This window comes from uncultured Agitococcus sp., from assembly GCF_937920075.1.
Taxonomy (GTDB): domain Bacteria; phylum Pseudomonadota; class Gammaproteobacteria; order Pseudomonadales; family Moraxellaceae; genus Agitococcus.
Genome location: NZ_CALETI010000459.1, coordinates 1 through 3,253, shown reverse-complemented (window position 1 = coordinate 3,253; position 3,253 = coordinate 1). Strand labels below are relative to the sequence as shown.

Genomic DNA, 3,253 nt, shown 5'->3' with positions numbered 1-3,253 from the left:
GCTTACCTCAAACGCTTCTCAAAAGACTATTACTGCCTGCACAAAGAAGAGAACCACGTTGTTTTTAGCGACATGCGTTTCGGTCAGATAGGCGGCTGGTATATTAAACAGGCTCCTTTTGTATTTAATTTTAACCTCGAACAAGGCAAAGACAACAAAACCAACCTTCAGCAGGGCCGCTTCAAATCCTTTAATTCCAAAGACCTTTCTTTGTTGTTCGACAGGATTAAAGATAGAAACACCAATAATATCGGCTGGCAACATATCACTGGTAAATTGCAGACGTTGATAACGTAAACCCAATGTTCGCGCCAAGGCTTCTGCTAGGGTAGTTTTTCCCATACCCGGTAAATCTTCAATGAGCAAATGGCCTTTTGCTAATAAACAAGCCAATGCCAATTTTATTTGAGTATTTTTACCTAAAATAACAGCATTTAAAGAATTAAGAATGGGTTGTACGGCTGATGTCATTGTTCTAAGTCCTAAGTTTTAGACCTTAAACATAACACTCAGCCTATACAGATGGAATCAGGCAAACTGTGGTTTTGTTATGATTTTGTTTTATTTGTTTAAGACTTAGCCGCTCAGTGGCTAAGTCTTGAAGCTTACATATTAGCAAAACCACGTTCACAATCAGCTTTCAGATCATCAATATCCTCTAAACCAACTGCAATACGAATTAAACCTTCGCTAATATACGCAGCAGCTTTGGCTTCTGCACTCAAACGGCCATGTGTGGTTGACGCAGGATGGGTAATGGTGGTTTTGGCATCGCCCAAATTAGCAGTAATGGACATAATTTTTGTGCCATCAATAAAACGCCACGCTCCTTCACGCTCACCTTCGACAACAAACGATAATACACCACCAAAAGCACGCTGTTGTTGTGCCGCTAATTGATGCTGTGGATGGGTAGGTAAACCAGCATAATTGACTTGTTTAACTTTGGGCTGTTGTGCCAACCACGTTGCTAAAGCCAAGGCATTGGCTGAGTGTGCTTCCATTCTTAAACGTAAGGTTTCTAAGCCTTTTAAAAATACCCACGCATTAAATGGACTCATTGATGGGCCACAAGTACGAACCACGCCATAAATCTCTTCTAAAAGTTTATGGCTGCCAACTACTGCACCACCTAATGCCCGACCTTGACCATCCAAATATTTAGTTGCTGAATGAATGATTAAGTCCGCACCTAAAGCCAAAGGCTTTTGTAAAGCGGGTGTGCAAAAGCAATTATCAACCGCTAATAAAATACCGTGTTGATGCGCCAAAGCGGCTAAGGCAGGAATATCAGCGACTTCACAAATGGGATTACTGGGCGTTTCTAAGAAAAATAATTTGGTGTTTGTTTTAATCGCAGCTTGCCATTCTGCAATATCTGTCAAATTAACAAATGTGGTTTCTACACCAAATTTTTTAAAATATTTTTCAAACAATACGTTGGTTGTACCAAATACCGCACGCGAACAAACCACATGATCGCCTGTCGACAAAAATGCCAGCATGGTTGCCAAAATAGCGGCCATGCCTGAGCTGGTCGCTACTGCACGCTCACCACCCTCAAGGGCGGCTAAACGTTGTTCAAACATCCGCACGGTTGGGTTGGTAAACCGTGAATAAATATTACCTGCTTCTGTACCACCAAAACGAGCCGCCGCTTGAGCTGCACTGTCAAAGGCAAATGATGATGTTAAAAACATCGCCTCACTGTGCTCACCTTCATTAGTGCGTGCTACCCCTGCGCGAACGGCTAAGGTATCAAATTCAAGCTCGGCAAAAAGTTCTGGCGACATGATGTATTATCCTTGTACGTTAGGTAAATCGATAGTGACATTTTCGACTTTACGTTTAGCACCGTCATTACGTGATTTCTCTAAACGCTCTAAATACGCATCATCAATATCACCTGTCACATATTGACCATTAAATACCGAGCAATCAAACTCGGTAATTTTTGGATTACCCTCTGTTGCAGAGGCAATTAAGTCATCTAAATCTTGGTAAATCAAACCATCAGCACCAATTAAATCACACACTTCTTGTTCGGTATGACCATGAGCAATCAACTCACTTTTGGCCGGCATATCAATACCATAGACATTGGGATAACGTACTGCGGGGGCTGCTGAAGCAAAAAATACCTTACGCGCACCGACATCACGCGCCATTTGAATAATTTCTTTACAGGTTGTACCACGAACGATGGAGTCATCGACTAATAGCACATTTTTACCTTTAAATTCTAATTCAACAGGACTGAGCTTTTGACGAACTGATTTTTTGCGTTGACTTTGACCAGGCATAATAAAGGTACGACCGATATAACGGTTTTTCATAAACCCTTCACGGTACTTGACATTTAAGTTATTAGCCAATTCTAAAGCGGCAGTACGACTGGTGTCTGGAATAGGAATCACCACGTCAATGCCATGATCTTCGCCCCATTCACGTTTAATTTTGGCGGCTAATTTTTCACCCATGCGTAAACGTGATTTATAAACGGAGATATTGTCCATTTTGGAGTCTGGACGAGCAAAATACACATACTCAAAAATACAAGGGGTGTATTTTGGATTTTCAGCACATTGACGGCTAAATAATTGACCTTCATTGTTAATGAAAATAGCTTCACCGGGTGCTAAATCACGCACCACGGTATAACCTAAAGAAGTGATGGCAACAGATTCGGAGGCAATAATATATTCTTTGCCCTGAGCGGTTTGACGTTCGCCGTACACAATAGGACGAATACCATGCGGGTCTCTAAAGCCTAATAAGCCATAACCTGTAATCATTGCTACTACCGCATAAGCACCACGACAACGCTTATGTACAGCAGAAACAGCGGCAAATACATCTTCTTCACTCGGTTGTAATTTACCCAATTCTTGTAATTCATGAGCAAACACATTTAACAATACTTCTGAGTCAGAATCGGTATTGATATGACGTAAATCGGTACGGAATAAATCGTTACTGATTTCATGGGCATTGGTTAAATTACCATTATGCGCCAAAGTAATCCCATAAGGAGAGTTGACATAAAACGGTTGGGCTTCGGCAGAGCTTGAAGAGCCTGCGGTTGGGTAACGCACATGACCAATACCAAAGTTACCCACTAAACGTAACATGTGACGTGTGTGAAACACATCACGTACCATGCCGTTATCTTTACGCAAAAATAAACGCCCCTCTTGAGCGGTGACAATCCCTGCTGCATCTTGGCCACGATGTTGAAGCATCGTCAGTGCGT

2 protein-coding genes and 1 pseudogene are annotated in these 3,253 nt (G+C 41.8%); all 3 read right to left on the bottom strand.

All coding sequences use genetic code 11. The features are described 5' to 3' along the window. Positions 1–18: 18 nt before the first annotated feature. Positions 19–438, bottom strand: a pseudogene (locus tag Q0212_RS15595) (AAA family ATPase); the annotation flags it as partial. A 167-nt stretch (positions 439–605) separates the two neighbouring features. Continuing rightward, positions 606–1,793, bottom strand: coding sequence for an O-succinylhomoserine sulfhydrylase (locus Q0212_RS15590; protein WP_297927210.1), 1,188 nt, complete (start codon positions 1,791–1,793; stop codon positions 606–608). Positions 1,794–1,799: 6 nt separating this feature from the next. Further along, positions 1,800–3,253 (bottom strand): amidophosphoribosyltransferase (gene purF / locus Q0212_RS15585; protein ID WP_297927208.1); only part of this gene is annotated, 1,454 nt, incomplete at its 5' end.